Raw genomic sequence first — 24,527 nt, forward strand, 5'->3', positions numbered from 1 at the left:
CACGCACGCTGATCCGCCCTGATCGACAAGACACCCCCTAGCGCGGCGCGCGGTCGTCGGCGGCGAAGGGGCCGCCGTGGCCGGGGACGATCAGGTCGGCCGCCGCCAGCACGCGCAGCCGGGACTCCCTCAGCGTGTCGCGATCGGGGGCGACGGGGTCCTCCGCCGGACCGTCCGGGCGCCACCACAGGTCTCCGGCGAAGGCGACCACGCCGGAGGCGGTGGTGCCGGCGAGCAGGGTGATGTCCTCCGGGCTGTGGCCGGGGGTCCTGATCAGCCGCAGGGAGGGGCTGAGTTCATACCCCTCGGCGTCACGGTCGGTCCACTGGTCGGCCTCGTAGATCGCCTTGTGGTCATGGACGCGCGCCCGGGCGAACAGGCCCACGTTGAGGATGTTGTCCGGGTGGTGGTGGCTGAGGACGACGTCGGTGATGTCGTCGGGGCCGAGGCCCAGCTCGGCGAGCGGACGGAGGATGCGGTCGCGGCCTGGCACCATGCCCGGATCGACGATCACATGGCGTCCGGCGTCGGAGACGTAGGAGACGGTGGCGGCCACGCCGGGGCCGGTGGAGAGCGTGTAGCCGGTGTGCAGGATCGTGTACGCGGCGCTGCGGCCGACGGGCGCGTCGTGGGTCTCGCTCATGTCGTTCATGGGGATCAGCCTTCCGTGCGGGGCGGCCTGCCACGAGTGGCCGTGCTGCCACTGATCGCAGGAAACGTGCCACGGGGTCCCACCGCCCGTGCCAGACTGCGCGGATGCCGCCCTTCGTGACCGTCGCCGCCTACGCCCCGCCCGGTGTCGGGATGCTGGCCGTGGGCGTGGCGTCCGAGGTGTTCGACGCTCGTCCGGGGCTGCCCGCGTTCGACTTCGCGCTCTGCACCGAGCGGCCGGGACGGGTTGTCACGGACCTCGGTGTGCCGCTCGCCGTCGAGCACGGTCTGGACCGGCTGGCCGACGCCGATCTCGTACTGGCCCTTCCCTGGGCCGACTTCCGCACCCCGCCCCCGCCGCCGGTGCTCCGGGCCCTCGCGGCCGCCCACGCGCGCGGGGCACTGGTCGGCGCCCACTGCGTCGGCGCGTTCGCGCTCGCCGCCGCCGGGCTGCTCGCCGGCCGGCGGGCCACGACCCACTGGCGGTTCGCCGGGCTGCTGGCCGGCCGCTACCCGGACGTCACCGTCGAGGCCGACGCCCTGTACGTCGACGAAGGGCGGGTGCTGACCGGCGCGGGAGCCGCCGCCGGGTTCGACCTGTGCCTGCATCTGCTGCGGCGGGAGTACGGCGCGGCGACCGCCAACGCGATCGCCCGCGACCTGGTGCTGCCGCCCCACCGTGACGGCGGGCAGGCCCAGTACGTGACCGCGCCCGTGCCCGAGGACTGCCAGGACGAACGCCTCGGCGAGGTGCTGGCGTGGGCCCGGGAGCACCTGGACCAACCGCTCCCCGTCGCCGAACTCGCGCGGCGCGCCCTGATGAGCCGGCGCTCTTTCGCCCGTCGCTTCACCGCCGCCACGGGCACCACGCCGCACGCCTGGCTGCGCGGCCTGCGCCTGAGCCGCGCGGAGGAGCTCCTGGAGACCACGGACCTCCCGGTGGAGGAGGTCGCGCGCCGCGTCGGCTACGGCAGCGCGTCCGTCCTGCGCGACCAGTTCGTCCGCCGCCGCGGCGTCCCGCCCCGCTCCTATCGCCGCTCGTTCAGCCGGACTCCGTAGCCCGGAGTCCGGCCCGCGGGGGTCAGGCGTCGATGCGCGAGCGGTCCAGGGTCGCCGCGGAACTGGTGATGAACTCCTTGCGCGGCGCGACCTCGTTGCCCATCAGCAGGTCGAAGACCTGCTCCGCCGCCTCCAGATCGCCGATGTTGATCCGGCGCAGGGTGCGGTGCCTCGGGTCCATCGTCGTCTCCGCGAGCTGGTCGGCGTCCATCTCGCCGAGGCCCTTGTAGCGCTGGATGGAGTCCTTGTACCGGACGCCCTTGCGCTGGAACTCCAGCAGCGTCTGCCGCAGTTCGTTGTCCGAGTACGTGTAGACGTACTTGTCCTGGCCCTTCTTGGGCTGGACCAGCTCGATGCGGTGCAGCGGCGGTACGGCGGCGAAGACCCGGCCGGCCTCCACCATCGGCCGCATGTAGCGCTGGAAGAGGGTCAGCAGCAGGCAGCGGATGTGCGCGCCGTCGACGTCGGCGTCGACGAGGAGCACGATCTTGCCGTAGCGCGCGGCGTCGATGTCGAAGGTCCGGCCGGAGCCCGCCCCTATGACCTGGATGATCGCCCCGCACTCGGCGTTCTTGAGCATGTCCGAGACCGACGACTTCTGGACGTTGAGGATCTTGCCGCGGATCGGCAGCAGCGCCTGGAACTCGCTGTTCCGGGCGAGCTTGGCCGTGCCGAGCGCGGAGTCGCCCTCGACGATGAAGAGCTCGCTGCGCTCCACGTCGTCGCTGCGGCAGTCGGCGAGCTTGGCGGGCAGGGACGAGGACTCCAGCGCGGTCTTGCGGCGCTGCGCCTCCTTGTGCTGGCGGGCGGCGATACGCGTCCGGGCCGCGGCGACGGCCTTCTCCAGGACGGCGCGGGCCTGGGCCTTGGCGTCGCGCTTGGTGGAGGTCAGGAAGGCCTTGAGCTCCTTGGCGACGACGTTGGCGACGATGCGGTTCGCCGCGGACGTGCCGAGGACCTCCTTGGTCTGGCCCTCGAACTGCGGCTCCGCGAGCCGGACGGTCACGACGGCGGTGAGGCCCTCCAAGGCGTCGTCCTTGACGATGTCGTCCTCGGCGACGCGCAGCAGCTTGCTGGCGCGCAGCACCTCGTTGACCGTCTTGGTGACGGCGCGCTCGAAGCCGGACACGTGGGTGCCGCCCTTGGGGGTGGCGATGATGTTGACGAAGGACTTGACCGTGGAGTCGTACCCGGTGCCCCAGCGCAGCGCCACGTCCACGCCGAGCTCGCGGGTGACCTCGGTCGGCGTCATGTGGCCGCGCTCGTCGAGGACCGGCACGGTCTCCTTGAAGGTGCCCTGCCCGGTGAGGCGGAGGACGTCGCACACGGCCTTGTCCTGCGCGAGGTACTCGCAGAACTCGCTGATGCCGCCGTCGAAGCGGAACGTCTCCTCGCTCTTGCCCTCGCCCTCCAGGTCGCGCTCGTCGCGCACGACGATCGTCAGGCCGGGCACCAGGAACGCGGTCTGGCGGGCGCGCTGGTGCAGGTTCTCCAGGGAGAGCTTGGCGTCCTTGAGGAAGATCTGGCGGTCGGCCCAGTAGCGCACGCGGGTGCCGGTGCGGGTCTTCGGGACGCGCTTGACCTTCCGCAGGCCGTTCGCGGGGTCGAACGGGGCGTCGGCGCCGGACTCGGTGAAGATGCCCGGGACGCCGCGGCGGAAGCTGATGGAGTGGGTGGAGCCGTTCCGGTCGACCTCGACGTCGAGGCGGGCGGAGAGGGCGTTCACCACGGAGGCGCCGACGCCGTGCAGACCGCCGGAGGCGGCGTACGAGCCGCCGCCGAACTTTCCGCCGGCGTGCAGCTTGGTCATGACGACCTCGACGCCGGACAGGCCGGTCTTCGGCTCGACGTCGACGGGGATGCCGCGGCCGTTGTCCCGGACCTCGACGGAGGCGTCCTCGTGGAGGATGACCTCGATGTGATCGCAGTACCCGCCCAGGGCCTCGTCGACGGAGTTGTCGATGATCTCCCACAGGCAGTGCATCAGACCGCGACTGTCGGTGGACCCGATGTACATACCGGGTCGCTTGCGAACCGCCTCGAGCCCCTCCAGTACGAGCAGATGCCGCGCGGTGTAGTTGGAACCGTCACGGTCTGCGGTCAGCAGCGCACTGGACGGCACGGACGTCTCGGCGGTCACGCGGTTCGCTCCTCGCTGAATTTAAGATCTGGCCCATGGGGGTAGAGGCCCGGCGTCTGTCGCCGGGTCAGAGGGTACCGAGGCCTGGTAGAGCCGTTGTCACGCCACCCTCGTGATCCCTCATGCTAGTCCAGCGTCGCATGGGTGTTCGATCCCTCGATGGAGTGACGTGGACATCACGTTCCCTTCCAGGCATGAACCATTTAGGCTCCGGGCACGTCCTCATGCACAACCGGCAATCCAGCCGGGAGGACCGAACTAGGCATAACACCGCAAACCACGCGAAACCCGTAGAGCACAGCAATACGGCTCATTCGCCGCCAACCGGCAGCAGACAGCCACCTTGGAAAAAGTTTCGAGGAAAAGCCACGAGCGGGAACGTTTTCGGCCTGGTTGGATGTTGACCCTGGTACGACAGCTCGTCGAGCTAGAGAAGAGGCGACGTGACTACTGTTCTGACCCCCGCGAGCCCGCTGACGGCCGCCGACCGCTGCGACCGCTGCGGCGCCCAGGCATATCTGCGCGTCGTGCTGACCAGCGGTGGCGAACTGCTCTTCTGCGCCCACCACGGGCGCAAGTTCGAGCCGGAACTCAAGAAGATCGCCGCGGAAATACAGGATGAGACGGACCGGCTCACCGCTGTGCCGGCCAGCACCGAAGAGGATCGCTGACGCTCACATCCCGACGAGCCAGGGGCTGGTCCAGGACCGGCCGACGGGCGGCCTTCCCCACACCCAGGGGTGGGCCGCCCGTTCTCGTACCGCACCGGCATCGCACCCTGCGCGTGACCGGAGCCTCACCGTAGCCGCGTCACAGCTGCGGCATCACCGCCGAGACCCGGGTGTACACACCCGGGCTGCCCGGCTGACCGCAACCGCTGCCCCAGGAGACCAGGCCGATCAGCCGCCCCTGGGCGACCAGCGGACCCCCGCTGTCCCCTTGGCAGGCGTCACGCCCGCCCTGCGGGTCGCCCGCGCACAGCATCGTCGCGGGGATGTACGCACCTCCCGCGCCCGCCGCGTAGGCGCGCCCGCAGACCTCGTCCGGCAGGACGCTGACGCGTGCCGAGCGCAGTCCGTACGCGTAGGCGCCACCCCCCGTCGTATCGCCCCAGCCGTACACGTCGGCGCTCGTCCCCGGCTGGTACGCCGGATCGCCCTGCCCCGCGACCTTGATCACGTACGAACGCGGCAGCGCGCTCGCCAGTGTCAGCACGGCCAAGTCCCCCGACTGCGTCTCGGGGTCGTACGCCGGGCTGATCCACGCCCGCGTCACGGGGACCTCCCGGCCGCCCGGCCCGTGCAGCTCGGTCCGCCCCGCGATGACGGCGAGATCGGTCAGCCCGCCGGGGTCCGGGCCCAGCACCGCCGGCCCCAGGCAGTGGGCGGCGGTGACGACCTTGGTGGGCGCCACGACCACCCCACCGCAGAACTGGCCCGCGCGCGCACTGCCGAACCGCGCACGGCTGGCCAGGGCCACGGCCCAGGGGCTGTCCGAGGCGCGTACCGGCTGTCCGCCGACCACCACGCTGTCGGCCGCCGCGGGCGCCGGGGCGGCGAGGGGCAGCCCGGCCGCCGCCAACGCGCTCAAGGCCACCGCCAGGGCACGACGGGCTACGGCACGACGCGGCCGTTTCCGGCTGATGGGACGGCGCAGAGGACGCACAGGACGCATTCGGTCTCCTGACTCTCCGGTGAACCATGTTCACCCAGCGTCCGCCACCCTGGCCCGGGCCGCACCCGCTCACACGCTGGAGGGCCCGGCTCCCCTTCGGGAGACCGGGCCCTCGCGTCGTGTGTCGTACCAGCTCAGACCATCAGTCCAGGTAGTCCCGGAGCACCTGCGAGCGCGACGGGTGACGCAGCTTCGACATGGTCTTGGACTCGATCTGGCGGATCCGCTCACGGGTCACGCCGTAGACCTTGCCGATCTCGTCCAGCGTCTTCGGCTGCCCGTCGGTGAGGCCGAAGCGCATGGACACCACGCCCGCCTCACGCTCGGAGAGCGTGTCGAGCACGGAGTGCAGCTGCTCCTGCAGGAGCGTGAAGCTGACCGCGTCGGCCGGGACGACCGCCTCGGAGTCCTCGATCAGGTCACCGAACTCGCTGTCGCCGTCCTCGCCGAGCGGGGTGTGCAGCGAGATGGGCTCGCGGCCGTACTTCTGGACCTCGATGACCTTCTCGGGGGTCATGTCGAGCTCCTTGGCCAGCTCCTCCGGGGTGGGCTCGCGGCCCAGGTCCTGGAGCATCTGGCGCTGGACGCGCGCGAGCTTGTTGATGACCTCGACCATGTGCACCGGGATACGGATGGTGCGGGCCTGGTCGGCCATGGCGCGGGTGATCGCCTGACGGATCCACCAGGTGGCGTACGTGGAGAACTTGTAGCCCTTGGTGTAGTCGAACTTCTCGACCGCGCGGATCAGACCCAGGTTGCCCTCCTGGATCAGGTCGAGGAAGAGCATGCCGCGGCCGGTGTAGCGCTTGGCCAGCGAGACCACGAGGCGGAGGTTGGCCTCCAGCAGGTGGTTCTTGGCGCGGCGCCCGTCCTCGGCGATGATCTCCAGCTCGCGCTTGAGCTTCGGCGCCAGCTTGTCGGAGTTCGCCAGCTTGTCCTCGGCGAACAGGCCCGCCTCGATGCGCTTGGCGAGCTCGACCTCCTGCTCGGCGTTGAGCAGCGGCACCTTGCCGATCTGCTTGAGGTAGTCCTTGACCGGGTCGGCGGTGGCACCGGCGACGGCCACCTGCTGCGCCGGCGCGTCGTCCTCGTCCTCGTCGGAGAGGACGAAGCCCTTGGCCTCGCCGTCGGTCTCGTCCTCCTCGCCCTTGCCGGGGGCGACGTCGTCGAGCAGCTCTTCGCCCTCGAGGATCTCGTCGGGGTCCTTCTTGGCCGCGGTCTTCTTGGCCGTGGTCTTCTTGGCGGCGGCGGTCTTCTTCACCGCCGTCTTCTTGGCGGCGGTCTTCTTCGCGGCCGCCTTCTTGGCGGTGCCGCCGGCCTCGTCGGCCGCGGCTTCCGTGCTCTGGGCCGCCGGGGCCGCGGCGGCCGTGACGGGCTTCGTCACGGTCGTCTTGGCGGTGACGGTCTTGGTGGCGGTGCGCTTCGCCGGGCTCTTCGCTGCGACGCTCTTGCGGGCGCGCTTCGGCGACTCCGCTGCACTGACCATCAGCGTCACACCCTCTTCCTCGAGGATCTGATTGAGGCTGCGCAGAACATTCTTCCACTGGGTTGGCGGAATCTGGTCAGCCTCGAAGGCCCGACGCACGTCATCGCCGGCGATCTGCCCATCAGCCTTTCCCCGCTCGATGAGCGCCATCACAGACTCGGACTCGGCGATCTCCGGCGGGAGCGTACGGGATGTGCTGGCCGACACGAACAACCTCTCGGAACGATGGAAACGGCTTCCGGCCCCGCCCATGATCGGGCCGGAGCCGACGACCGCCGGCTGGGAATGTGCCGACGACGCGGGTGGGGAAACCTCGGAGCTGCACAGCGCCATGAGCGGCGGCTGTATTCCCTCCTCGGCTGTCACCTCTTAGGTCATCGCAGGGCTTCGAGGAGCGTTACGCCCGTTTCACGTGGCCCGAGTCACACCCCAGATGTGCCTAAAGGGTGTGGATGGGTAGATTCCCCTCGCAATCGCGTGCGGCAGAGGCGTGAGGACGCCGTGTCAGGCCGGGGGGCGGGCTCGGCGCACGGGAGGTTGACGTCGACCAGTGGCCCGAACGGCCCGGTGCGCTGCCGCAGGGCTGGGGACGCCTCCCGGACGGCCGGGGCGCCCGAGGCGCGAGGCCGGGCGCTGTGGGCGTCGGAGCCGGGCCTCGGAGCCGGGGGCGCCGGGCACCGGGGCGGGCGGGGCGCCCGGGGCCGCGTCGCCCGGCGGCCGGCCCGCCCAGGGCCCGCGCGGAGCTGGGGCTGGGCTCGGGCAGGGCTCGGGCTGGGCGCGGGCTGGACTCGGCTCGGGCTCGGGCTCGGCGACAGGCCGCACCCGCGGCCCCCGCCGTGCCCGTACGTACGCAACCGCCGACGGTGCGACAGCGGCGGCTCAGTGCTCGCGCGGAGCGGGAACGACTCGCTCCACTTCGGGGTGGATCGTCAGCAGCTGCCGCATCGCCGCCTCGGCGGCCTGCCCGTCGCCCGTGGCCAGGGCATCGACGATGCGCGCGTGGTGGGCGACGCAGGTCTCGCTGGGGCGGTCGCAGCTGATCGTCGGCGATCCGGAGACCTGGAGGGCGGCGGAGACGATGCCGGAGAGGTGCTCCAGCATCCGGTTGCCGGCGACCTGGATCAGCAGGGAGTGGAACTCCGCGTCGGCGCGGGAGAACGTGATCACGTCACCCTGCGCAAACGCATGGCCCATGATCTCGACCATGTCCCCGAGGCGCTGCTGAATGTCCTCGCGGCCGTGCCCGGCGGCGAGACGCGCGGCCAGCGGCTCGATGGTCCACCGCAGCTCACCGAGCTCGCGGCGCTGGTCCTCGCGCTGCGGCCCGAACGCCCGCCACTCGATGATGTCCGGGTCCAGGAGGTTCCAGTCGCTGACCGGCCGGACCCGGGTGCCGACGTTGGGGCGCGCGCTGACCAGGCCCTTGGCCTCGAGGACGCGCAGGGACTCCCGGACGACGGTACGGGAGACCTCGAAGCGCTGGCCGATCTCCTCGGGGACGAGCGGGCGGTCGGCGCCCAGGTCGCCGGAGACGATCATCTGGCCGAGCTGCTGGACGAGTTGGCCGTGCAGGCCGCGGCCGCGGCTGCCCGCCGCCCGCCGGCCGACCCGGCCCAACTCCGTGTCGGCGCTCTCCCATGCGGAAGGCCCGACACGATCGGCGACGCCGGGCGTCTCCGCGTAGGGATAGCGGTCCAGTCCACCCGGGGCCGCGAGGCCGGTCTCGACGGGGCGGGTGGCGGTCATCATGGTGTGCGCAAGGGTACTCACGCATCCTTTGTCGGCGTCGCTTCCACGGCCCTTGAGGTCTTTGGTGAAAAGCACACGAAAGGGTGATCGGCGCTCGCTGCCCAATTGACGCCTTATCGGAAGGAAGCGGGCAATTTCCAAGGGAGTTATGACCGTTCGAAGCGCTTCGGTCACCACTTGGTCACCAACGGGCGCGGCGGCGCAGCCCGGTGAGCAGATAGGCACAGATCAGAGCGGTCAGCGACAACACCAGTGCGGCGCCGACGGGTTGGGCTACGACGTGCACCGCCCCCATGAGCCAGCGGTCGGCCTCGTAGGGCCAGTGCGTCCAGCTCAGTTCACGCAACCTGCCGGGCAGGCCCGCGATCGAACGCACGGACGGGCCCACCAGCGCTTTCCGCACCAGCGGAACCATGAGGACGGGCACCGCGAGCACGGCCGCCATGCCGGCGCCGGTCGCCCGGAACACCCCGGCGCCGAGCAGGCCGGCCCAGGCGCACCCGACCGCGAGGCCGGCCCAACTCGCGCACAGTGAGGGCCAGTTCTCCGGTACGGGGATCAAGTGTCCGCCGTACACGACGCGCAGCGCCTCGAGGTCCGCGACGGCGACGAGGAGGGCGAGGAGCAGGGCGGTGGCGGCGGTCACGGCCATTTTGGCGGCCAGGAGGCCGAGGCGGCGCGGGACGGGGCCCCGGCCCGAGGAGAGCACGGGGTAGCGGAACTCGTCGCCGAACGAGAGGGCGCCGAGCAGCCCGGCGCCCAGGGCGGCCGGCGGCAGCGGCAGGAGGCCGGGCCAGGCGGCGATGACGGCGGGCAGGGGCGTGCGGCCGGTGCGGGCGAGGAGGACGGCGATGGCGGCGGAGGCGACGAGGACGGCGGCCGTGATCAGCGGGGTGGCGGGCACGCCGAGCAGCCGGCGCAACTCGTAGCGGAGCGGGTGGAGCGGGCTGCGTACAGGCTTGGGGCGCAGCGGCGGCGACAGGGCTTCCGCCTGTGCGTCCCTCTCCCCCGTCGGCTGGAGTCCGGCCGGAACCGGGGCCGTGGCTTCGGCGTCGGGCTCGGTGGTCGGAGCCGGGTGCGGATCCGGGCGCGGGCCCGTGTCGCCGGTCTCGTCGGCGAGTTGGTGGAGGAGGACGCCGTGCCGGAAGGCGGTCTCGCCGATCTCGGGGCAGCTGCTGCCGTAGACGCTCAGGCGGTTGCCGTTCTCGGTGACGACCTCGACCGAGCGCTGGGCGGCGCGGGCCTCGCGGGTGACGACGGCGGCCAGGCGGGCGGCGTGCGGCGTGCGGACGGCGACGCGGGGGCGCAGCCGGGTGCGGGCGAAGGCGGCGGCGTCCTGGTCGGCGATCAGCCGGCCTTCGTCGATGGCGACGACGTGGTCGGCGACGCGGGCGGCTTCCTTGGCGTCGTCGGTGGTGCACAGGACGGTTCCGCCCCGGTCGGCGTGGGTCCGGAGGAGGGCGTGCACCCAGGCGGCCTCGCGCGGTGACAGTCCGGTGGCGGGCTGGTCGAGCAGGAGGGCGTGCGGGTCGCCCAACAGGGCGGCGGCGAGGCCGAGTCGGCGCTCCATGCCGGTGGAGAGGGTGCCCAGGCGCTGGTCGTGGAGCTCGGCGAGGCCGACGGCCTCGAGCACCTCGTCGGCGCGCGTCACGGGAACTCCCGCGGCCGCGCAGAGCATCCGGAGCTGACCGCGTACGGTACGGGCCGGATGGCCCGGTACGTCGGCGAGGAGGACGCCGACCTCGCGGGCGGGGTGGGCGATGCGATGGAGGGGGCGGCCGCGGAAGTGCGTGATGCCACGGCCCGGTTCGAGTTCGAGCATGAGCCGCAGGGCGGTGGTCTTGCCGGAGCCGGGGGCGCCGAGGAGCGCGGTGACCGCGCCGGGCCGGGCCTCGAAGGTGAGGTCGCGCACGGCGGGCTCATGGCCCCGGCGGGGTGTGCTGGTCAGTCCGATTGCCTGGAGCATCGCTTCTCCCGCGGTAGATGAGACCGCTCGGCGGCAGGTCGGGTACCGCGACAAGATAACGCGACATTTCGGACTTTTTGTGCAGGGTTGAGGGCGCGCGGCCCCGGGTGTGTCAGACCTCGGGGCGCAGCATCGGCGGGTTGAGCAGGGTGGCGCCACCGGCCCGGAAGAGCTGGGCGGGCCGGCCGCCCTGCCGGGTGGTGGTGCCGCCGGACGGAACCAGGAAGCCCGGCGTACCGGTGACCTTGCGATGGAAGTTGCGGGGATCGAGGGCGACGCCCCAGACCGCTTCGTAGACCCGCCTCAGCTCGCCGACCGTGAACTCGGGCGGGCAGAAGGCGGTGGCCAGCGACGAGTACTCGATCTTGGAACGGGCGCGCTCCACACCGTCGGCGAGGATCCGGGCGTGGTCGAAGGCGAGCGGGGCGGGCTGCTCGTCGTCGCGCCCCGGGCCCGTCGCCTGGAGGAGCTCCTCGACCGGGGCCCAGCGGGCACTGTGGGCGTCACCGCCCGCGCGCGGCGCGGGCAGGTCGGGCGCGAGCACGAGGTGGGCGACGCTGACGACCCTCATGCGGGGGTCGCGCTTGGGGTCTCCGTACGTGGCGAGCTGTTCCAGGTGGGCGCCGTTCCCCTCGGCCGGGAGTGGCGTACCGGGTTCGTGCGCGCAGAGTCCCGTCTCCTCGGCGAGCTCGCGCGCCGCCGCCGCGCCGAGATCCTCCTCGGACCTCACGAACCCTCCGGGCAGGGCCCAGCGACCCTGGAACGGTGGCTCTCCGCGGCGGACGACCAGCGCGCACAGGGCGTGGCGGCGCACGGTGAGCACGACCAGGTCGACGGTCACGGCGAAGGGGGGAAAGGCCGACGGGTCGTAGGGCGACATGGCGCGATCATAGTCGTCTTCCTGACGATAAGCACGCCCCCGGAGCTGCGCCGTGGCCACTTCTCGCACGCTGCTCACACCCCCAAGTGAAGCCCGGGGGCGGCTTCCTCGACCATGCCGAGCCCCATTCTGCTGATCCGTACCGCGAACGGCTCGCCCGCGACGCACAGCGCGGAGAGGCGGACCGCTCCCAGCGGCACGCCGCGCACGGGGTGCAGGGCCACCGTGCCGCCCGGGACGTCGGGCCGGATCCCCGCCAGCGTGGTGAGCACCAGCACGGCGGCGGCCGAGGCCACGGCGGCGGGGCGGCAGGCGGCCGGGTGCGCGACGGGGGTGCTGTCCGCCGTGCGCTGCAGGCCCGCGTACATCTCGGGCAGCCGGTACGCGAACGCCTCGGCGGCGTCGAGCAGTCCGCGCAGCAGGGACGCGGCCTCCTTGTCGTGCCCGGCGGCGGCGAGGCCCGCGACGGCGACGGCGGTCTCGTGCACCCGTACCGCCCCGGAGCGGTGGCCGAAGGGGTTGTGACCCGGCTCCTTGGAGCCGAGGCCGCGCAGGCCCCAGCCGCAGTCGAGGGCGGGTCCGCCGAGCAGCCTGGCGAGCTGCTCGGTCTGGCCCTTGTCCAGCAGGCCCTCGGCGAGCTGCCCGCCGCCCAGCAGTCCGGTGTCCAGGAGGTGCGCCGCGCCCGCGCCGAGGTGGCGCAGCGCTCTGCCGTCCGGGGTGACGGCGGCCGCGGGGCGGCCGCCGCCGTGGTCGTCGAGCCAGAACTCCTCGCGGAAGCGCCCGCGCAGGGCCGCAGCCCAGTCGCGCCAGGCGTCCGCGCCGGGGCGACCGCAGGCGTCCAGGAGGTCGGCGCCGAGCAGCGCGGCCCGGTGCGCGTGCGCCTGGGTCTCGGCACGCCGCAGCCCGGCGGTGCCCGGCTCCGCGAGCAGTCCGCCGTCACCGGCGGTGGTGCGCAGCCAGTCCAGGCAGCGCTCGGCGGCCGGCAGCAACGCGGCGAGCTCCCGGTCGGGCAGCCCCCAGCGCCGCGCCTCGGCGAGGACGGCCGGGAAGGCCAGGGTCGCCTCGACGCCGGTGCAGGCGGGCGGGAGATGAGGACCGGCGTCCCGGAGCGGGCCGGGGATGCGGCCCGCTCCGGGCTCGCCACCGGTGAGCTGGGTGCGGGCGACGGTGCGCAGGGTGGCGGCGGCGAGCCGGGTGCCCAGGGGGAGCGCCATCCTGACGGTCCACAGGGCCTCGGCCGGGGCGAGGCCGCAGCGCCAGGGCACGCCCGCCGCCGGGTGGAGGTCCCCGGGGTGGGCGGGGTCGCGCAGCAGCAGCGCCCGTAGATCGTCGAGCGCGGTGCGCAGCAGCCTCTCCACCCGTGGGTCGTCGCCTTCGGCGCGGGCCTCGGGCAGGAAAGGGCCGCCGCTGGTCCGGCCGACCGGACGGACGGGCCGCCCGGAACGGACCCGCAGCTCGATCGTGCGGGCCTCGCCCGGCTGGAGGGCGAACTCCCAGCGGAGCAGCCCGGCGGAGGCCAGGGCGTCGTCGGGTGGCGGGTCGGCGGTGACGGTCGCGTACGTGCCGTCCGGGGCGGACCAGCGTATGCCCGCGTCGTGAACGGCGGCCCGCAGCGCCGGCCCGGGACGGCCGGCCGCCACGGCGCCGAGGTGGGTCAGATCGGTACCGAGGGCGATGTCGACGGGCACGCGGACGGGCCGGCCGAGGGAGCTGCGGAAGGTGATGCGTTCGGTGCCCCCGGCGTGGCGGGAGCGCTCCACGCGGAGCCCGGGGTCGGGGCCGGGGTCCGCCGACGTGCGGACGACGGCGATGAACCGGGCCTCGTCCGCGCCGGCGAGTGCGCCGTGGACGGCGACCGGTTCCCGGCCGCCCACGCGGAGCCGGCAGTGGGACAGGAGCCGGCGGCCCGACTGGTAGACGCCCTCCAGTCCCTCGCCGGTGAGCTGGCCGTGGGGGGCCGACACCGTGAAGTGGGGCAGGGCGACGCAGAGGAGTGTGTGGTGCACGGGCGGCAGTTCGCCGGGGTTCCCCGGGCCGGGGCCCGCCGGGCGGGGGTGGGCGGCGGACGTCTGCCCGGGCTGGGGGATGAGAGGTCGGTGCGGGACGGGAGGTCGGTGTGGGACGGGACGGTCCATGGGTGGTCTGCTGAGCCTTCTGTGCGCTCCGGACAGCCGCTGGAGGTACGGCGGCACGGGTCATACGACTCCGCCGAAGTGGTGAACGCCCGCCCCCGGTCACCGGTCACGGCCGTCATGGCTCGCTCCTGTCGCCGTCGCGCTGCCCAGCGCGCCGCGATCCGCGCGCGGGCGCGGGCTTCGCGAGGCCCGGCGGCCGTGCCCCACGGGCCCGGCCCCGGGTCCGAGATCCCGTCCCGGTCCCGGTCCGGGTCCGGGTCCGGGTCCGCCGGCGCGCGGGGCGCCCGTCCGCGGCCTCGACGGGCGCGGAAGCCGTTCGCGAGGCGGCGGCCGCGCGTGCGTCACGCTCCTGGCGCAGGCAGCTGCGCAGGGACTCCGGGTCGAGCCCTTCGTTGCAGGCCTGGTGGAGCAGCCGGGCGAAGACGTACTCGGGGTCGGCGTGGAGCGCGAGCCCCAGGGCGACGCGTGCGCTCGGTTCGTCGCCGGTGGACCAGGCGACCCAGCCCGCGAGGGTCAGCGGTGCGGCGGCGTGCTCGGCGTAGGCCCCGACGCAGCGGCGGGCGAGTGCGCGCCAGAGCCGCAGCGCCGGATGCGCCTCCGCGCCCTCCATCCACTCCGCGGCCCGGTCCCGGGTGATCCGGTCCTGGAGGCCGATGATCAGCGCGGCGGCCTCGTCGTGCGCGATCAGCGCGTCGTCGTGGGCGTCGGCCGCCGCCGGTTCCGGCGCCGGTGGCCTCTCCTCGAGCCGCCGCATGAGCCGGTGGGCCAGCCCGAGCGTCTCGGTGCGCACCTCCTCGCACTGCGCCTCGTCCAGGATCCTGGGCACGAGCGCCCCGCTCGCGATGTCCAGCGCCCGCCCCTGCTCGCCCGCGTCCCCCGGCAGGCCGGGGCGCCCGGGCAGCAGCCGCGCCTCCAGGTCCCGCAGCGATCCGCGCACCTGGATCCCCGCGTACGCCGCGGCGGCCGCCATCACGGTCGTACCGGGCAGGGCGAGGACGTCCCCCTCGGGCGGGCAGCAGCGGGAGTCGGGGCAGCAGTACGACCAGAAGCGGCCGTCGGAGATGCACAGCGCTTCGTACACCGGCACGTCGAGCGCGCCGCAGGCGGTGCGCAGCCGCTGGGCGAGCGGGCGCAGGCGCTCCATGACGCGCAGGCCCGTCTCGCCCTCCTCCGGGTCCTGGCAGAGGAAGACGACGATGCCGTCGGGGCGTGAGCCGTGCCGCTCGCACCCTTCGATCAGGCTCTCGGCGAGCTGCTCGGCGGTCGGCGGCCACTCCCGGGGCGAGTGGGGAATGCCCGTCCTCACGCGGCCGCCGAAGCGGCCCCGGTCGCCGTGGAGGGCGACGAGGACCACCGAGTCGGTCGGGTGGTAGCCCAGCATGTAGGGCAGGGCGTCGGCGAGTTCGGCGGGGCCACGCAGGGTGATCTGCTGGCGGTCGTCGGAGGGGCCGGTCGTGTCGTGGTGCTTGTTCATGGTCACGACGGTCCCGCGATCACCGTCAGCCGTCGACCCCTGTGGATAACCGCCGGTCGCCGTTGTCCACAGCCCGGCCGGTCCGCTCGCTCCGCCGGTGCCGCGCTGGTACGAAGGTCGGATGGTGCCGCGGACGGCTCGAGGCCGATCCGAGCGGTGGTCCACCGGGCTGTGCCATGGTCCGCTCCGATCATCGGCGTCGAGAAGGAGGCAGCATGCAGACACAGGCTCCCCAGAGGACCGGGCTCGTCTCTCGGTCGGCGGAACTGGCCGAACTGGCCCGTCACCGTGCCCAGGACGCTGAGAACCAGCGCCGCCTGACTCCCGACGTGGTCGAGCGGATGCTCCGGACGGGATTCGCACGGCACTTCGTGCCGGCCGCGCAGGGCGGCGCCGAGGGGACGTTCGAGGAGTTCACCGAAGCGATCGTGACCGTGGCCGAGGGCTGCGCGGCCACCGCGTGGTGCGCCTCGGTCGCGTCGAGCCTGGCGCGGATGGCCGCTTGTCTGCCCGAGGAGGCGCACGCGGACATCTGGGGCGCCGGGCCCGACACCTTCGTGGTCGGCTCCCTGTCCCCCATCGGCAGGGCCACGCCCGTGGCGGGCGGCTGGCGGGTGTCGGGGTCGTGGGCGTACATCAGCGGCGTCGACTACTCCGACTGGGCCGTGGTGTGCGCCGTCGTCCCGCGGAACGGGGAACCGCAGGGCGGGCCGCCGCCGGCGCGGCTGTTCGCCCTCCCGCGTACCGAGTACGTGATCAAGGACACCTGGACCGGCTCCGGCATGCGCGGCACCGGCAGCAACACACTGGTCGCCGACGACGTGTTCGTACCCGAGTCACGCAGCATCGACCGGCAGCGCCTCTTCGACGGGCGGCCGGCGGCCTCGTCGGCCGACTGCCACACCGTGCCGATCCAGGCCGTCAACGGGCTGTCGTGCGCGCCGATCGCGCTGGGCGCCGCCCGCGACGCACTCGCGCTGTGGACCGGGGACACGGCGGAGCGGCTGGGGCGCGGCGCCGGCCGCCCGGGGGTGCCCGGCCCCGCCCGGTCCACCTACGAAGCGGTCCTGACCCGCAGCGCCGCCGACATCGACGTCGCCGCGTGGCTGCTGGAGCGGGCCGCGCGCGTCGCGGACGGGGGCGCGCGGGTCACGGCCGAGGAAACGGCCCGCAACGTGCGCGACTACGCGATGTCGACCGAGCTCCTGGTGAACGCCGTCAACCGGATGTTCGCCACTGCCGGGACCTCCGGGCACAGCACCGACGGCTCCCTCCAGCGCATCTGGCGGGACGTCAACTCCATCGCCACCCACATAGCCCTCGCCTTCGACCCGGCCGCGACGCTCTACGCGTCCCACGCGTTCGCCCGCTGACCCCCCGCTCCCCCAACCCCCCACACCAGCCCGTGCAAGCGTGCAGTTCCGTTTGACTTGGAGCGCACTCCAGCCCCTAGCGTCGCGGGCAGCCAGTCACCAGTTCCAGGAGGCAGCAGCATGACCGACATCCCCACCCGGCACCTAGGCGAACTGACGGTCTCCGCGCAGGGCCTGGGATGCATGGGCATGAGCCACGGCTACGGCGCCACGGACGACACGCAGTCGATCGCCACGCTGCACCGGGCTCTCGACCTCGGGGTGACCCTCCTGGACACCGCCGACTTCTACGGAGCCGGGCACAACGAGGAGCTGATCGGACGGGCCGTCGCGGGGCGCCGCGACGAGGTGGTGCTGGCCACGAAGTTCGGCTTCGCCAACCGCCTGGGTGAGCCGACCCGGGTCCGCGGCGACGCCGCCTACGTCCGCCAGGCGTGCGAGGCGTCGCTGCGCCGGCTCGGGGTCGACCACATCGACCTCTACTACCAGCACCGGGTCGACCCGCAGGTGCCGATCGAGGAGACTGTCGGCGCCATGGCCGAGCTGGTACGGGCCGGCAAGGTGCGCCACCTCGGGCTGTCCGAGGCCGGCGCGGGGACCATCCGGCGCGCGCACGCGGTGCACCCCATCACCGCGCTGCAGAGCGAGTGGTCGCTGTGGAGCCGCGACCTGGAGACGGAGATCGCCCCGGTCTGCCGCGAACTGGGCATCGGGCTCGTCCCGTACGCCCCGCTCGGGCGGGGTTTCCTGACCGGCCAGTACAGCTCGGTCGAGGGACTGGCGGAGACCGACGTACGGCGGGGCCACCCGCGCTTCGCCGACGGCAACCGCGAACGCAACCTGGCGATCGTCGCGAAGCTGCGTGAACTGGCGGCGGCGAAGGGCATCACCGCGGGGCAGCTCGCCCTGGCCTGGGTGCAGCACCGGGGCGACGACGTGGTGCCGATCCCCGGCACCCGGCGGCAGCGGTACCTGGAGGAGAACCTCGCGGCCCTGGCCGTCGAGCTGTCCCCCGAGGACCTCGCCGCCATCGAGGCCGCCGCCCCGCCCGAGCAGATCGCGGGCACCCGCTACGACGCGACCGGTCTCACCTTCGTCAACGGCTGAGCCACCGCTCCGACCGCGCGGTACCCAGAGGACACGGGGTACCGCGCGGCTCCGGTGTTCGTACGGCGCGGGAAGCGGCATGTGAAATATTCACGCCCGCTCGTGCCGACATCACTGGTTGGCCCCGCGAGGCGGCTGAGAAGCTTGACTCATGGAATTCGGAGTTCTCGGACCGCTCGAAGCACGCATGCACAACATGTCGATTGTGCCGACCGCTGGAAAACCCCGACAGATCCTCGCGCTGCTCGCCATTCGGGCGGGCCGTGTCGTACAAGTGGAAACGCTCATGGCCGAGTTGTGGGGCAATGCGATTCCACGGAGCGCCGCCACCACGCTCCAGACCTACATCCTGCAGTTGCGGCGGAAACTGACCGAAGCCGGTGTGGAGCAAGCCGGCCGCAGCGCCAAGGACGTGCTGGAAACCTGTTACGGCGGTTACCGGCTCGCTCCGGAGAAGTTCTCCCTCGACCTTCAGGAATTCCAGCAGCTGGTCCGTCAGGGCAACCGCTCCCTGGCCGAGAACGACCCCGGAAAGGCGTCCGATCACCTGGGCCGCGCCCTGGGCCTCTGGCGCGGTCCGGCCCTCACCGACGTACCCGCCGGGGAGATCCTCGGCACGGAGGTCATCGGCATGCAGGAGGAGCGTGCCTGGGCGCTGGAGATGCGTCTCGACGCCGACCTCCGGCTCGGCCGGCACGCGGAGATCATCGGCGAGCTGCGCATGCTCGTGAGCCGGCAGCCCATTCACGAGACCCTGTCCGCCCAGCTGATGACCGCCCTGTACCGGGCCGGGCAGCCCTGGCGCGCGCTCGACGCCTTCCAGGCCCTGCGCCACGCGCTCATCAGCGAGCTGGGGGTCGAACCGTCGCCGCGGCTGCAGCGGCTGCACCAGGCCATCCTGGCCAACGACACCGGCCTGAACGCCCCTTCCTCCCCCTCCGCCCTGCATGCGCTCTCCGCGTAGTCGCCGCCACGGCACGACGGCGCGACACGGCGGGCGTACGGAAGGACACGGAAAGGCACGGAAAGACGAAGCTCCTGGTGCACGGGCTCGCTGTCGAGTCCCGAGTGCGCCAGGAGCTTCGTCCGTCGCCCGGTCGATCAGGCCAGCTGGTCGTAGCCGACGGAGCGGGACCGCAGCCGGATCCGGCCGTCCGTCACGTCGATGACGTCATGGAGGACGATGCTGGCGCCGATCTCCGGCTGCTCGGCCGGCCGCGTCCGTACGAGCAGGCCGTAGACGGTGGAGGCGACGCTGCCGTCGTCCTGCGGGGTCAGCAGGACCTGGTTGAAGTGGTGCCGCAGCTGCGTGGGGTTGCCGTCGAACTGCTTCATGAACGCGCGCAGCTGCTCGAGGATGGCCTGGGGGCCGACCGCGGGCTCCGCGCCCGGGGTGAGCGCGAAGCTGCCGTCCTCGGCGAACGTGTGCGCGTGCTCTTCGAGCCGCCCGTTGTCGAGCGCCTGCATCTGACGGGCGTAGAAGTGCTGTACCTGGACGTAGAGTTCGCTGCTGACAACCGCGCTCATGGTCGGGCCTCCGTGCCGGATGGGCTGAATGACACGGTCAGGGTGGACCAACGGACTCGACCCTTCCTCGAGTGCGAGTGGGGCCCGGGAGGCCCGACGTCCGGCACCGCACCGGGGTTCCCGGTGCGGTGCCGCCGTCGTACCGTCTCCTGCCGCCCTGCGGACCGGCTCAGTGGTGCTGGAGGACGGGCCGGGAGCCCGGCTCCCACATGCCGAACTCACCCTGCTGGTAGAGGGCCGCCGTGCCGGGGAATATCTCGCTCTCCTCGATCCGTCCGATCAGCAGGACGTGATCGCCCGCCTCCACGGTCTGAACGAGCGTGCAGCCGGCGTAGGCGACCGCGGCCTCCGGGAGCACGGGCACCCCCGCCAGCCCGGCGCGCCAGACCACGTCGTCGAACTTGCGCGCCGCCTTTCCGGCGAAGACGCGAGCCGTGTCCTGGCCGCGGTGGGCCAGGAAGTTCACCCCGAACACCCCGGAGGAGAGCATGGCGGGCAGGGTCCTGGACCCCTTGCCCACGCACACGAGGAGCAGAGGTGGGGCCGCGGACACCGCGGAGAAGGCGTTGCAGGTGAAACCGCTCGGATCGCCGTCGTCGTTGAGGGTGGTGACGATGGCGACGGGGGTGGGGAACGTACCGAAAACCTTGCGGAAGCTATCCGTGTCCAGCATGGCGTCCACTCCGTCGACCAGTCGCGGGCCTCTCCCGCTGCTTTTCGGCACTATCGAGGTAGTGGCCGGAAACTGCCTGGAGGGCTCCTCGAGGCCGGCCGGAACCACTCGTCCTCGAGCCGGGTCACGCCGGGTTCGCGCCGGGTTCTGGCCGGTTCACGCCACAGCGACCAGGCCGGCGGCGCCCAGGTAGCCGATGACGTCCCCGGTCACCCGCGGGGGCAGGGGGAGCGCCGCCGCGACCGCGGTGAGGGTGGTCGGCCAGGCGAGTGCCGTCGCGACCCACGCGGCCTCCGGCCGGTGCAGGACCACCTGGTAGGACGAGCAGGCGGACTGCAGTACGCAGCCGGCGCCCGGCTCCGGGACGCTGAAGGACACGTGACGGGGCAGCCGTACGCGGCGCTCGCCGGGCGGGCGCATCAGAACGAACGGCGCCACCGCCGACGACACGGGGACCACCGAGAGCAGCGGCCCCTTCAGGTCGTCCATGCCGAGGGTGCGCACCACGAGGTGCGACAGCTCGCCGAGCGTCGACAGCGCGAGGAGGCACTGGTCCTCGTACCCCTCCAGGGCGTTGTCCAGCAGGACCGGGCCGAGCTCCATCCTCCGCAGCACCTCGCGCACCGCGGGACTCGGCCGGTCGAGCCGGTCCTGCCCCCAGCGGCTGGTGAGGAGCAGGGCGCCGCCGTCGGCACCCTGCTCGATGGTCACCTCCTCGGAGAGCGACCAGAGATGGAAGGTCCGGGCCTCCTGGGTCGTACGCCGCATGGTGCACCTCTCCTGCCGGGCGGCGGGTTCTGTCGCGTACGGCGCGCTAGGGGGTGTCTGCCCGGCTGGTGCCGAGGACGGCCGTCATGACCGAGGCGACGAGCACGAAGGCACCGGCCACGAGCATCGCCGGGCGGGGCCCGGAGGCGTCGATGACCAGGCCACCGATGAACGAGCCCACGCCGATCGCGCCGTTGAAGGCGGCCACGTACAGCGACGAGGCGGCCTCGCTCTCCTCGGGGACGAGGCGCATGACCCAGGTCTGCAGCGCGACCGGGAGCGCCGCGTAGAGCACGCCCCAGCACACCAGCATCGCGATGACCAGCGGACCGCTGGTCCCGCCCGCGTACATCACCACCATGACGGCGGCCAGAAGCCCGGTGCTGCCGATCAGGCTCGTGCGCAGGGCCCGGCCGACCACGGCGCCCGCCGCGAAGTTCCCGGCCAGTCCGGCCGCGCCGAAGACCAGCAGCAGCACGCCGATGAGGGACGGCCGGACACCGGTCACCTCCTGCAGGTACGGGGCCACGTAGGTGAAGGCGAGGAAGTGGCCGCTCATGACCAGGGCGGTGACGCCGACCGCGACGCGCAGCGCGCGGTGCCGGAGCACGTGCAGGAGCGCGGTCAGGCTGCCGCTGCCCCGGGCGGGCAGCGCGGGCATGAACAGCAGGCTCGCCGCCAGGACCAGGAAGCCGAGGAGCCCGACGCACACGAACGCCACCTGCCAGCCGGCGGACTGGCCGACGGCGGTGCCCAGCGGGGTGCCCGCGACGGAGGCGAGGGAGATCCCGCCGAGGACGACGGAGGTCGCGCGGACGGCGTGCCGTTCGGGCACCAGCCGTACGGCGACCGCGACGGCGATGGACCAGAACACCCCGTGCGCCAGGGCCACGATGAGACGCGCGGTGAGGAGCAGGGCGTAACTGGAGACGACGGCCGCCATGAGGTTGCCGACGATGTAGAACGCCATCAGGGCGACGAGCAGCCATTTGCGGTCCAGGCGCCCGGTCAGCGCGGTCAGGGGCGCTGCGGTCACCGCCGCCAGCGCCGCGAAACCGGTGACCAGGAAGCCGGCGGTGCCCAAGGACACCGACGTACCGTCGGCGATGGACGGGAGCAGGCCGATGGGCAGGGTCTCCGTGGTGACGAAGGAGAAGACCCCGAGGGCCAGTCCGACCACGGCCAGCCAGCCGCGTAAGGACGAGGTCGGTGGGGCCGAGAGGGAGGAGCCGTCCGGTACGGCCTCGGAGGTGGCCTCGGAGCCGGCTTCGGAAAGGGTCGCGCTGTGGGACATCGATGCTCCCGGGTTGATTGTCCGGCGGTGCGGGGGGTGTTTTTCACGGGGCCGCCCGCGCGGAAAGCGTGCGGCTCGGAGCCGGATAACGCATGGATCAGCTGGATCAGCTGGATCAGCGTGGCGTGAATAGGTCCGCCGACGCATTGTCGCGGGCCTGTGGCCGGCCGAGGAAGTGCCTTCTGCACCTGGTGGTGGGAGCACCAGTTTCCAAGCGGGGCTTGCTGGTTGCGCCCATGGTGGTGGCCGCACCAACAGGATGAGTTGGCCCAGGCAAGAGCGCTCTGTGCCGGGTAGCTTTCAGTCAACGCATTCCTGCCGGGCGGTCACTCGCCATGCACGGCAGACGATTCTCCGGGCCCGCAGCGAAATTGGCCCCTCGCCTCCGGCTTCCGGCGTACTCACCTCGTAGATCACCCCTCTCCCGAAGGAGCAGAAACGTGTCGACGGACAGCATGCGTGTGACGGAGCACGAAGCGGTGGACGTGGTGCCGCGGCCCGCCGGCACGGCGGGGACGGAAGCGCCGGGGGCGCAGGGAGCGGCGGGGGCACAGGGAGCGGCGAAAGCTCAAGGAGCGGCGGGAGCCGTGCGAGCGCCCGGGCGTAACCGGGTGAACCGTCTCGACACGCTGACCGGACTGCGCTTCCCCGCCGCCTTCGTGGTCTTCCTGTACCACGCGTCGCTCCTGGCCTTCCTGGGCGTCCCGTGGCTGAGCAACAGCTCGGCCGTGACCACCTACTACGACGCCGTCGCCCACGCCGGCGCCCTAGGCGTCACCTTCTTCTTCGTGCTCAGCGGCTTCGTGCTGACGTGGTCGGCCCGGGACACCGACACCGCACCGCGCTTCTGGCGGCGCCGGTTCCTCAAGATCGTCCCCAACTACGTCCTGGTGTGGGCGCTCGCCATGGTGGTGTTCGCCGCCCCCTTCACCGACATGACGATCGGGCTGCTCAACCTCTTCATGGTCCAGGTCTGGTACCCGGACTTCGCCATCAACTTCGGTGTGAACCCGGCTGGTTGGTCCCTGGGCGTCGAGGCGGTCTTCTACCTCCTCTTCCCGGTGCTGCTCCACTGGATCAAGAAGATTCCGGCGCACCGGCTGAACCTCTGGGTCGCGGCCGTGGCCGCCGGGATCATCGCGACGCCGCTGCTCTCGGAGCTGCTGGTCCCGGCCGGCACGGCGATGATGGACACGGAACCCGACACCTCGGTCAACCAGTACTTCTTCTCCTACATCCTGCCGCTGCCCCGGGTGCTGGACTTCGCCCTCGGCATCCTGGTGGCCCGCTCGGTGATGGCGGGGCGCTGGCGCAACATCGGCATGGTGTGGTCCGGTGTCCTGCTCGTCGCCAGCTATGCGGTGGGCTACTTCACGCCGCCCATCTACTCGACGCGTGCGGTCTGTGTCGTCCCCGCCGCCCTGCTCATCGCCGCCGGCGCCATCGCGGACAACGAGGGCAGGTTCACGCTCTTCCGGAACCGCGTGATGGTCTGGCTCGGCGACATCTCGTTCGCCTTCTACCTGGTGCACTACACCGTGATGGTCGGTGTGTGGAAGCTGCTCGGCGGGGCGTCGTACTCGGTCCCGGGCGCCGTCGGCCTGATGGTGCTGTGCATGGGCGTGGGGATCCTGGCGTCATGGGCGCTGTACGCCCTGATCGAGCGGCCGATCACCCGGCGCTGGTCGAACCCGAAGAAGAAGCCGGTGGCCGAGCGCCCCGCGGCAGCCGCGCCGCTGCCTCTCGCCGCTCCGGGCGCGGTCGATTGACCGTACGCGTGAAGCGGTACAGGTGAAGCATGAAGGGGGCCGCCTGCCCCACCCGGCCGGAGCCGGTGGGGCAGGCGGCCCCCTTTCGTGTGGTTCCGGTACGGGGCGGCTCAGCCGGCGAGCCCGGCCGCGGCGCGCAGGCCCGCCGCGGTGGACACGTACCCGAAGAGCGCGCCGCCGGGGTCCACGGCGGCCGACTCCTCGAGGCCGCCGAGGTGGACCGGGACGAACCCGGCGTCGTGCACGAGAGCCTCCGTCATCCGGCGGGCGTCGGAGTCGCCGGACGCGATGCCCATGCCCCAGAAGTGCCGCTGCCCCGTACCGCGCGACCACAGCAGCTCGTCGGGGAAGTGGGTGAACGCACGGGCGACCGAACTGTCCGGCAGCCGCTCGGCGGTCCAGCTGCCCTGCGTGAGGCCCGGGCGGAGCTGCGAGACGAAGAGGCCCTCCTCCGAGACGCCGATCGGGCTGGTGGCGTCGATCACGGTCTTTCCGGTCAGCCGGTCCTTCAGCCGGTCCAGCAGCTCGTCCAGGGCCGGGTGCGGGACGGACAGCAGTACGACGTCGCTCGCCTCGACCGCCTCGGCGTACGTAGCCGCCCGGGCCCGGTCCCCCAGCGGCTCGACGAAGGAGGCGAGCCGGCCCGGGTCCCGGGAGCCGAACGTCACGCTGTGCCCGGCCGCCACCCAGTGACGGCCGAGGGGGCGGCCGATGTTGCCCGCCCCGAGGATGCCGATGGTCAGGGGCGTCGCGTTCGCGGTCATGTGAACTCCTCAATATCTTTGGCTGGTTGTGGACATGG

The 24,527-nt window shown here is 72.6% G+C and carries 20 protein-coding genes; 6 read left to right on the forward strand and 14 right to left on the reverse strand.

Going from position 1 to position 24,527, the window contains the following annotated elements:
- Positions 1 to 37: 37 nt before the first annotated feature.
- Complete coding sequence (locus tag ACIRNI_RS26370) at positions 38 to 652, reverse strand: MBL fold metallo-hydrolase (protein ID WP_403554944.1); 615 nt, start codon at positions 650 to 652, stop codon at positions 38 to 40.
- 104 nt (positions 653 to 756) lie between these two features.
- On the opposite strand from ACIRNI_RS26370, the gene ACIRNI_RS26375 reads away from it, so the two are divergent.
- Positions 757 to 1,710 (forward strand): GlxA family transcriptional regulator, encoded by a 954-nt coding sequence (locus ACIRNI_RS26375; RefSeq protein WP_403554946.1) that lies wholly within the window; start codon positions 757 to 759, stop codon positions 1,708 to 1,710.
- Positions 1,711 to 1,732: 22 nt separating this feature from the next.
- On the opposite strand, the gene ACIRNI_RS26380 is transcribed toward ACIRNI_RS26375, so the two are convergent.
- A complete protein-coding gene (locus ACIRNI_RS26380; protein ID WP_403554948.1) occupies positions 1,733 to 3,850 on the reverse strand; it encodes a type IIA DNA topoisomerase subunit B in 2,118 nt (705 codons plus the stop codon).
- A 443-nt stretch (positions 3,851 to 4,293) separates the two neighbouring features.
- Between ACIRNI_RS26380 and ACIRNI_RS26385 the strand changes: the two genes are divergently transcribed.
- Positions 4,294 to 4,521 carry a hypothetical protein gene (locus ACIRNI_RS26385; RefSeq protein ID WP_355356818.1) on the forward strand — a complete coding sequence of 76 codons (228 nt, stop codon included), beginning with the start codon at positions 4,294 to 4,296 and terminating at the stop codon, positions 4,519 to 4,521.
- 139 nt (positions 4,522 to 4,660) lie between these two features.
- Here the strand turns inward: ACIRNI_RS26385 and ACIRNI_RS26390 are convergent, their stop codons facing one another.
- The 7 genes from ACIRNI_RS26390 to ACIRNI_RS26420 all read right to left on the reverse strand — a co-directional run bounded on the left by ACIRNI_RS26390 (position 4,661) and on the right by ACIRNI_RS26420 (position 15,214).
- Positions 4,661 to 5,524: a S1 family peptidase gene (locus ACIRNI_RS26390; RefSeq protein ID WP_403554951.1), complete on the reverse strand. Its 864-nt coding sequence runs from the start codon at positions 5,522 to 5,524 to the stop codon at positions 4,661 to 4,663.
- 142 nt (positions 5,525 to 5,666) lie between these two features.
- Positions 5,667 to 7,217 carry an RNA polymerase sigma factor gene (locus ACIRNI_RS26395; protein ID WP_403554953.1) on the reverse strand — a complete coding sequence of 517 codons (1,551 nt, stop codon included), beginning with the start codon at positions 7,215 to 7,217 and terminating at the stop codon, positions 5,667 to 5,669.
- Between the two features lie 672 nt (positions 7,218 to 7,889).
- A complete protein-coding gene (locus ACIRNI_RS26400; protein ID WP_403554955.1) occupies positions 7,890 to 8,780 on the reverse strand; it encodes a FadR/GntR family transcriptional regulator in 891 nt (296 codons plus the stop codon).
- A gap of 160 nt (positions 8,781 to 8,940) precedes the next feature.
- Complete coding sequence (locus ACIRNI_RS26405) at positions 8,941 to 10,725, reverse strand: ATP-binding cassette domain-containing protein (protein WP_403554957.1); 1,785 nt, start codon at positions 10,723 to 10,725, stop codon at positions 8,941 to 8,943.
- 112 nt (positions 10,726 to 10,837) lie between these two features.
- Positions 10,838 to 11,605: an NUDIX hydrolase gene (locus ACIRNI_RS26410; protein WP_403554959.1), complete on the reverse strand. Its 768-nt coding sequence runs from the start codon at positions 11,603 to 11,605 to the stop codon at positions 10,838 to 10,840.
- Positions 11,606 to 11,679: 74 nt separating this feature from the next.
- Positions 11,680 to 13,740, reverse strand: coding sequence for a glycogen debranching N-terminal domain-containing protein (locus tag ACIRNI_RS26415; RefSeq protein WP_403554961.1), 2,061 nt, complete (start codon positions 13,738 to 13,740; stop codon positions 11,680 to 11,682).
- Between the two features lie 115 nt (positions 13,741 to 13,855).
- Positions 13,856 to 15,214, reverse strand: a complete 1,359-nt coding sequence (locus ACIRNI_RS26420) for a DUF4192 domain-containing protein (RefSeq protein ID WP_403554963.1) — start codon at positions 15,212 to 15,214, stop codon at positions 13,856 to 13,858.
- 215 nt (positions 15,215 to 15,429) lie between these two features.
- Here ACIRNI_RS26420 and ACIRNI_RS26425 point away from each other — a divergent pair, with 215 nt between their 5' ends.
- From ACIRNI_RS26425 to ACIRNI_RS26435, 3 genes are all read left to right on the forward strand, one after another.
- Positions 15,430 to 16,587 (forward strand): hydrolase, encoded by a 1,158-nt coding sequence (locus ACIRNI_RS26425; RefSeq protein WP_403554965.1) that lies wholly within the window; start codon positions 15,430 to 15,432, stop codon positions 16,585 to 16,587.
- A gap of 120 nt (positions 16,588 to 16,707) precedes the next feature.
- A complete protein-coding gene (locus ACIRNI_RS26430) occupies positions 16,708 to 17,694 on the forward strand; it encodes an aldo/keto reductase (protein ID WP_403554967.1) in 987 nt (328 codons plus the stop codon).
- Positions 17,695 to 17,890: 196 nt separating this feature from the next.
- Complete coding sequence (locus ACIRNI_RS26435) at positions 17,891 to 18,658, forward strand: BTAD domain-containing putative transcriptional regulator (RefSeq protein WP_403555132.1); 768 nt, start codon at positions 17,891 to 17,893, stop codon at positions 18,656 to 18,658.
- A gap of 137 nt (positions 18,659 to 18,795) precedes the next feature.
- On the opposite strand, the gene ACIRNI_RS26440 is transcribed toward ACIRNI_RS26435, so the two are convergent.
- The 4 genes from ACIRNI_RS26440 to ACIRNI_RS26455 form a co-directional block, all read right to left on the reverse strand.
- Positions 18,796 to 19,221 carry a nuclear transport factor 2 family protein gene (locus ACIRNI_RS26440; RefSeq protein WP_403554969.1) on the reverse strand — a complete coding sequence of 142 codons (426 nt, stop codon included), beginning with the start codon at positions 19,219 to 19,221 and terminating at the stop codon, positions 18,796 to 18,798.
- 169 nt (positions 19,222 to 19,390) lie between these two features.
- Positions 19,391 to 19,894 carry a flavin reductase family protein gene (locus tag ACIRNI_RS26445; protein WP_403554971.1) on the reverse strand — a complete coding sequence of 168 codons (504 nt, stop codon included), beginning with the start codon at positions 19,892 to 19,894 and terminating at the stop codon, positions 19,391 to 19,393.
- Positions 19,895 to 20,050: 156 nt separating this feature from the next.
- Positions 20,051 to 20,662, reverse strand: coding sequence for an NADH oxidase (locus tag ACIRNI_RS26450; RefSeq protein WP_403554973.1), 612 nt, complete (start codon positions 20,660 to 20,662; stop codon positions 20,051 to 20,053).
- Between the two features lie 46 nt (positions 20,663 to 20,708).
- Positions 20,709 to 21,956 carry an MFS transporter gene (locus ACIRNI_RS26455; RefSeq protein ID WP_403554975.1) on the reverse strand — a complete coding sequence of 416 codons (1,248 nt, stop codon included), beginning with the start codon at positions 21,954 to 21,956 and terminating at the stop codon, positions 20,709 to 20,711.
- 611 nt (positions 21,957 to 22,567) lie between these two features.
- Between ACIRNI_RS26455 and ACIRNI_RS26460 the strand changes: the two genes are divergently transcribed.
- The gene (locus ACIRNI_RS26460) at positions 22,568 to 23,725 is read left to right on the forward strand and encodes an acyltransferase family protein (RefSeq protein ID WP_403554977.1); all 1,158 of its coding nucleotides are present in this window, start codon (positions 22,568 to 22,570) and stop codon (positions 23,723 to 23,725) included.
- Between the two features lie 110 nt (positions 23,726 to 23,835).
- On the opposite strand, the gene ACIRNI_RS26465 is transcribed toward ACIRNI_RS26460, so the two are convergent.
- Positions 23,836 to 24,489, reverse strand: coding sequence for an NADPH-dependent F420 reductase (locus ACIRNI_RS26465; protein ID WP_403554979.1), 654 nt, complete (start codon positions 24,487 to 24,489; stop codon positions 23,836 to 23,838).
- Between the last annotated feature and the right edge of the window lie 38 nt (positions 24,490 to 24,527).

Origin of the sequence: Streptomyces sp. NPDC093546 (genome assembly GCF_044765045.1) — a bacterium.
Lineage (GTDB): Bacteria > Actinomycetota > Actinomycetes > Streptomycetales > Streptomycetaceae > Streptomyces.

Excerpts from the sequence above, each read along its gene's own strand:
- ACIRNI_RS26370 (WP_403554944.1), bottom strand. The coding sequence starts at position 652 with ATGAACGACATGAGCGAGACCCACGACGCGCCCGTCGGCCGCAGCGCC.
- ACIRNI_RS26375 (WP_403554946.1), top strand. The coding sequence starts at position 757 with ATGCCGCCCTTCGTGACCGTCGCCGCCTACGCCCCGCCCGGTGTCGGG.
- ACIRNI_RS26390 (WP_403554951.1), bottom strand. The coding sequence starts at position 5,524 with ATGCGTCCTGTGCGTCCTCTGCGCCGTCCCATCAGCCGGAAACGGCCG.
- ACIRNI_RS26405 (WP_403554957.1), bottom strand. The coding sequence starts at position 10,725 with ATGCTCCAGGCAATCGGACTGACCAGCACACCCCGCCGGGGCCATGAG.
- ACIRNI_RS26410 (WP_403554959.1), bottom strand. The coding sequence starts at position 11,605 with ATGTCGCCCTACGACCCGTCGGCCTTTCCCCCCTTCGCCGTGACCGTC.
- ACIRNI_RS26415 (WP_403554961.1), bottom strand. The coding sequence starts at position 13,740 with ATGGACCGTCCCGTCCCACACCGACCTCCCGTCCCGCACCGACCTCTC.
- ACIRNI_RS26420 (WP_403554963.1), bottom strand. The coding sequence starts at position 15,214 with ATGAACAAGCACCACGACACGACCGGCCCCTCCGACGACCGCCAGCAG.
- ACIRNI_RS26425 (WP_403554965.1), top strand. The coding sequence starts at position 15,430 with ATGCAGACACAGGCTCCCCAGAGGACCGGGCTCGTCTCTCGGTCGGCG.
- ACIRNI_RS26430 (WP_403554967.1), top strand. The coding sequence starts at position 16,708 with ATGACCGACATCCCCACCCGGCACCTAGGCGAACTGACGGTCTCCGCG.
- ACIRNI_RS26435 (WP_403555132.1), top strand. The coding sequence starts at position 17,891 with ATGTCGATTGTGCCGACCGCTGGAAAACCCCGACAGATCCTCGCGCTG.
- ACIRNI_RS26440 (WP_403554969.1), bottom strand. The coding sequence starts at position 19,221 with ATGAGCGCGGTTGTCAGCAGCGAACTCTACGTCCAGGTACAGCACTTC.
- ACIRNI_RS26445 (WP_403554971.1), bottom strand. The coding sequence starts at position 19,894 with ATGCTGGACACGGATAGCTTCCGCAAGGTTTTCGGTACGTTCCCCACC.
- ACIRNI_RS26450 (WP_403554973.1), bottom strand. The coding sequence starts at position 20,662 with ATGCGGCGTACGACCCAGGAGGCCCGGACCTTCCATCTCTGGTCGCTC.
- ACIRNI_RS26455 (WP_403554975.1), bottom strand. The coding sequence starts at position 21,956 with ATGTCCCACAGCGCGACCCTTTCCGAAGCCGGCTCCGAGGCCACCTCC.
- ACIRNI_RS26465 (WP_403554979.1), bottom strand. The coding sequence starts at position 24,489 with ATGACCGCGAACGCGACGCCCCTGACCATCGGCATCCTCGGGGCGGGC.